The organism is Methanomicrobium sp., assembly GCF_055145805.1.
In genome coordinates, this window is sequence record NZ_JBSREC010000071.1 from 1 (window position 1) to 5,136 (window position 5,136).

Genomic DNA, 5,136 nt, shown 5'->3' on the forward strand with positions numbered 1-5,136 from the left:
TTAAACCAGATGAAAATAAAATGCAATGTCTCTCAAATTTTGCAGATAAAATTGAAAAAAAATTTGGGTTGAAATTGGAGTTTGTTTCCGGTGGGAACTCAGCAAATTATGACTGGTTCATGTCAACGAAGGATGTTGGAAGGATCAATAATTTACGTCTTGGTGAATCCATATTTCTTGGACGGGAAACACTCAACAGATCTCCAATTCCCGGTTTATTTACAAATGCATTCACACTTGTTGCAGAGGTAATTGAATCAAAATTAAAACCATCTCTTCCATCCGGAGAACCCTGTCAAAATGCATTTGGTCAGATACCTGAATTTAAGAATCGTGGCCAGATAAAAAGAGTTATACTTGGAATTGGATTGCAGGATGTTACGTTTTCAGGACTGACTCCTAAAATAGATATTGACATTCTTGGAATGAGCAGTGATCACATTGTTATTGATGCAAAGCAGAACTGCCTGGATGTTGGAAGTCTGGTGGAGTTCAACCTTAATTATGGAGCTTTGCTCTCAGCTATGACTTCTCCGTATATTCTGAAAAAATATCTCTGATAAATATAACATCCGGCACTGTTTCATTCAGTGTTAAATTCAGTGATACCTCTGTAGAATATCCCTATAAACATTATCACCGGTCAGGCAATACATTTTATCTGCAGGAACAAAAAATACCTCATGGATTATGCAGAAGGAAGGCCCGGCAGGGTCTTTGTAATGCGGGTTGATGACAGAGAGGAACTTTTAGGAACAATTACACAGTTTTTAAAGGATAAGGATGTGGCATCAGGAGCTGTATTCTTCCTTGGCGCCTTAAAAGAGGGAAAGCTTGTCACCGGCCCAAAAGAGCCGGTTATTCCGCCGGTTCCAAATGGGATTGTAATAGAAGACGGCTGGGAGATTATCGGAATTGGGACTGTGTATCCGGGCGTTGAAGACGGCCCATCACTTCATATACATACATCAGCAGGAAGAGGTGAAAGGGCTGTAACAGGCTGTCTTCGTGAGTTTGCAGAAGTATATCTAGTTGCAGAAGTCATTATCCTTGAGTTCACAGGAATTTTTGTCAAAAGACTCCCTGACCCAAATCTGGGCATCAGTATACCGATATTTTAGAATCCTTCTGCTAACAAAACAGATGCTTATAAAGGCACTGTAACATTTAATACCAACAAAACTTTTGAAGAAACCTGGAAATACCCCGGTACAATTGAGTTTGCCGGCATTAATGAAGACGGCAACGGATACATTTTTAAAATTGACTTTCAGCACGATAAATGGGACTCTAATATCAGTCTCTCATCTGATGGAAACACAATGACAGACTATGACAATTATACCTACCACAGACTTTAATTTTTTATTTCACAAGCTGCACCTTTCAAACAAAAATCATAGGAATAATTTTATGAAATATGTCTTAGAGATAATGATATATTTATGACTTTTTTAAAAATATGTAGCAAGTCAGGAATTCTCACCGTGATAATTTTAGGGGCGATAATGATAGCCCTTGACGGTTCAACTGTATCGCCAATTCTATACCCTCTCAAAACTTATTTTGGTGTAAGCGAGCGGCTTATTGTATGGGCAATAAACATTGAGGTTATGTTTCTGCTTATCTTCTCACCAATAATAGCAAAAATTTCGGACTACCTGGGAAGAAAAAAAGTATATCTCTTCTGTGCTGCTTCATTTCTTGCAGGTCTTATAATAGTGACACTGTCAGACTCCTATGCAGTTTTCCTTATCGGAAGGGCACTTCAGGGAATCGGCGCCGGAATATCTGTTCTGGCAATAATTCTTATCGGAGACAATTTCACAGGCAACAGGGGAACGGTTCTCGGAGTATTTGGTGTCGTTATAGGCATGGTATACGCTGCCGGTCCTATTGTCTCCGGATTTCTGGAAGGTTTCGACTGGCATTATGTATTTGCAGCAAACATTCCTGTTGCAGCAGCTCTTCTGGTAATCTGCTATTTCCTGCTGCCTGACGACGGGGTGTTCAAAGACAGGAATACTGCAGACTGGAAAGGCATGATTTTTCTGGGCATCTCAATAGCGGCATTTTCAGTATTTGTAACGGAATTTAACGGATTGCCACTGTCAGCAGAGCTTATAGCCGTTCTTATGATTTGTGCTGCAGGAATTTTGCTGTTTTTACATTTCGAAAAAGATGCCGTTGAAAAAATTCTGCCTCTTGATATGCTTAAACGGCGAAATCCACAAATCGCCTGTGTTCTGACGCTTTTTGGGTACCTTGCAGGTGCGGGAACATACTTTTTTTCAACTTATGCAATTCTCGCCTTTAACCTTTCAGACTCCATGGGATCATACATTCTTATTCCTTTCACAGTATCATCCCTTGCTGCAACTATAATTATAGGAAAAGCTCTTGATATTACAGGCCCAAAACCGGTTCTCATTGTAGGAGGGCTTATATCTATCGCAGGAATGATTGTTCTCGGGTTTTCACAGAGCCTTTCAGCCTTTGTCCTTTCAATAATACTCATAGGCGCCGGAAATGCCTCAATTGCCGGAAACGCAATATATTACCTGATGCTGGCTGAATCAGGTCAGAATAACAGGGCATCAGCACAGGGTCTTTTGAATATTCTTCTTAATGCAGGTTCTCTTATAGGAGGGGCAGTCCTTGGTGTCGTACTTGATTCACAGGCAAAGGGGGTTTTCAGCTTTAAAACCACATATATCTCACTTGCTTTTGTTTACCTTGCCCTGACAGTGCTTGCTCTTTTCATAAACCGGGGAGACAAAAAAGGCTGCAAAAACAGCTCTTCTGATACCTGATTTCAGAAAATACCTTACATTTTTCTAATTTTATTGATACCAAAAGAGGGGGTGAATATACCGAAGCAATAGATGCAGCCGGAAAATGGGATTACAGCAGCAATTCCCCGATACCTCCCTGACTAATATATTAAGAGAAGCGTGAAATTTCTGAAGAAAGATTTGGAAATACTGTAACCTAAGTTTGCCACATCACTCAAATTCATTGTATTGTGCAAGAATTAAATTTGACAGTTCCAGGAATTTTTGAAAATATTACCAAAAATAACCTTATTATGAGCTTAAATTTTAAATAACTCTGGCATTATAAAAATAAAACTGATTTTTTGCATACAAATATGTCCCAACTGGCAAAGTCAGGCTGTAAATAATCCAAAAACCCGCAGAAGAGAGGTTCTAATATACCCGGGGAAGGTAAATTCGCACCTGGCATTCATGATGACTATGAATTAATTGCCAGCAAATTATTTTCCCACTTTATTCTGATTTTAATCAGTTTTCAGGTAGTCATTCCGGCGTATAAACTTCATCAAATGTGCGTGCCTTTTTATCATCAAAAACCTGATCTGCGCACCATTTTATCCCAAATTCAATAAAACTCACAAGTATAGGAATTGTATCCGCTCCTTTTTCGGTCAGCACCCATTCCGATATTTTTGAGTCTTTGACAGAGTTTGTCCTCATTATATAGCCTTCCTCCTCAAGTTCACGCAGCCTAAGTATAAGAACACGGGATGTAAGTCCCGGGAGAGAGCGTTTTATCTGGTTAAATCTGCAGATGTTTAAAATTGCAATATCTCTTAGAATAAGAAGTGCCCATTTCTTTCCCAAGACCTGAATTGCAATATGAATTGGGCATTCTTTATATTTTACCACAGGAACCAGAGCAAAGCCACCATCCGGATTGCATGAATTCATGGTATACTATTGGTTCCTGCAGCATTAATTAAGTATTATTTGTATACCACTTAAGAAGGATTTCAGTTTATTACCCCTGCAGTATTAATAAAATCCTGCTCAAAAATATGTCAGAAACTGTTATTACGTCATTTTCAAATCGTTACAGTGAAAATGATTCAGACCCGGTTACAGGTATAGCTAAAAGAATGGCATCTGCGAAAACTAAAGGAGAACTTGGAACAATACTCGCAGAAGAGGTTCGCAGGTACACAATTATGGATTTACAGATAATAGGCGGGAGAATGCACGAAGAATGCTTAAGACTCCCGCAACCGTACAGAGAACAGGTTAGTCCCTTCATAAAAGAGTGGATTATGGGTGGATATCATAAACTGCTTACCATGCAGAATTCAGGCATTTTTCCAAGACTTTCAGAGCCGATAACAGAGAGGGATACATTTGATAGATTTTGCAATATTATATGTGAGGGTTGCTTTCAGGGGGATGAAAATATGAAAAGGATGCCTCTGTACTATAAGCCAAAGCACAGGCTTTTTTATTATATGATCTCGGCATTTACCATATTTGTTCTTGACAACCCGGGTCATCCTGTTGGAATGCCATTTCCCGGAGGATTTAAGGTGGAAGAAAAAAATGGCAGGTATTTCTGCATTATTCGCGACCATGAAAAAGATCTTCCTTTTTCTATATGCAATTTCTGCCCTGCCATGCAGACAAAGTAAAAATTTTACATAAGGGTACCTGAATGTCTTTTATAATACTTAAAAAAGAGATCTTTTCTGATAACTTCTGTGAAAAGCAAAAAAAATTCAACTAAAAAATCTACAGACATGAAAGCCTCAGAATTGCTTATTAAAATTCAAAAATCCTTAAATGAACTTCCAGAGTTTAATACTCAGAATATTAACGAAAAATTTTCAGAAATTGATAATAAACCTGATATTATCTCATGCCTCAGGGAGTACAATTCATCTGCATTCGCGGAAATATGCAGCAATGATAAAAAAATTCCTGATTTTGAAATTAATTCTTCAAAAATTGAAAATTTTTTGAAAGATATAAATTTCTATTTTGATACTTACGCCTTAAAGAATGCTAACAAAAGAATATTTATTTCATGCATCTCCCTATATCTTACTTTTATCGCAAAAAAACCACTACACCCGCCTGATATTTCAAATTTCGGAGAGATGACAATTTTGAAAAAAGGTAATTTTTTCTATTGCAGCGGAAAGAAAAAGTACATAAAAGACAGCCATTCACTTTGCAAATACTGCGTTTGCAGAACACTTTGAAAAATATTATTTGGAGGTTAAAAAAATGAAATTTCTAAAAAATTAAAAAATCTAATATCAGGAGCACACCAAAGTAGAGCAGAAACAAAATAAAAAAAATCTGTCCC

Annotated in this window: 6 protein-coding genes; 5 read left to right on the plus strand and 1 reads right to left on the minus strand. The window is 37.7% G+C overall.

All coding sequences use genetic code 11. From position 1 onward, the window contains the following. The 3 genes from ACTB1O_RS06800 to ACTB1O_RS06810 all read left to right on the plus strand — a co-directional run. The coding region (locus ACTB1O_RS06800) for a type III PLP-dependent enzyme domain-containing protein (RefSeq protein WP_462994384.1) at positions 1–560 on the plus strand (560 nt) is incomplete at its 5' end. Positions 561–683: 123 nt separating this feature from the next. After that, positions 684–1,121 (plus strand): PPC domain-containing DNA-binding protein, encoded by a 438-nt coding sequence (locus tag ACTB1O_RS06805; protein WP_462994385.1) that lies wholly within the window; start codon positions 684–686, stop codon positions 1,119–1,121. Positions 1,122–1,487: 366 nt separating this feature from the next. Then, on the plus strand, positions 1,488–2,813 hold the full coding sequence (locus ACTB1O_RS06810; RefSeq protein WP_462994386.1) for an MFS transporter: 1,326 nt from the start codon (positions 1,488–1,490) through the stop codon (positions 2,811–2,813). Between the two features lie 507 nt (positions 2,814–3,320). On the opposite strand, the gene ACTB1O_RS06815 is transcribed toward ACTB1O_RS06810, so the two are convergent. Beyond that, positions 3,321–3,731 (minus strand): winged helix-turn-helix transcriptional regulator, encoded by a 411-nt coding sequence (locus tag ACTB1O_RS06815; protein WP_462994387.1) that lies wholly within the window; start codon positions 3,729–3,731, stop codon positions 3,321–3,323. Positions 3,732–3,838: 107 nt separating this feature from the next. Between ACTB1O_RS06815 and ACTB1O_RS06820 the strand changes: the two genes are divergently transcribed. Together ACTB1O_RS06820 and ACTB1O_RS06825 are read left to right on the plus strand one after the other, a co-directional pair. Then, positions 3,839–4,456 (plus strand): DUF2115 domain-containing protein, encoded by a 618-nt coding sequence (locus ACTB1O_RS06820; protein WP_462994388.1) that lies wholly within the window; start codon positions 3,839–3,841, stop codon positions 4,454–4,456. A gap of 69 nt (positions 4,457–4,525) precedes the next feature. Further along, on the plus strand, positions 4,526–5,029 hold the full coding sequence (locus ACTB1O_RS06825; RefSeq protein WP_462994389.1) for a DUF2115 family protein: 504 nt from the start codon (positions 4,526–4,528) through the stop codon (positions 5,027–5,029). Positions 5,030–5,136: the final 107 nt, after the last annotated feature.

Excerpts from the sequence above, each read along its gene's own strand:
- ACTB1O_RS06805 (WP_462994385.1), top strand. The coding sequence starts at position 684 with ATGGATTATGCAGAAGGAAGGCCCGGCAGGGTCTTTGTAATGCGGGTT.
- ACTB1O_RS06815 (WP_462994387.1), bottom strand. The coding sequence starts at position 3,731 with ATGAATTCATGCAATCCGGATGGTGGCTTTGCTCTGGTTCCTGTGGTA.
- ACTB1O_RS06820 (WP_462994388.1), top strand. The coding sequence starts at position 3,839 with ATGTCAGAAACTGTTATTACGTCATTTTCAAATCGTTACAGTGAAAAT.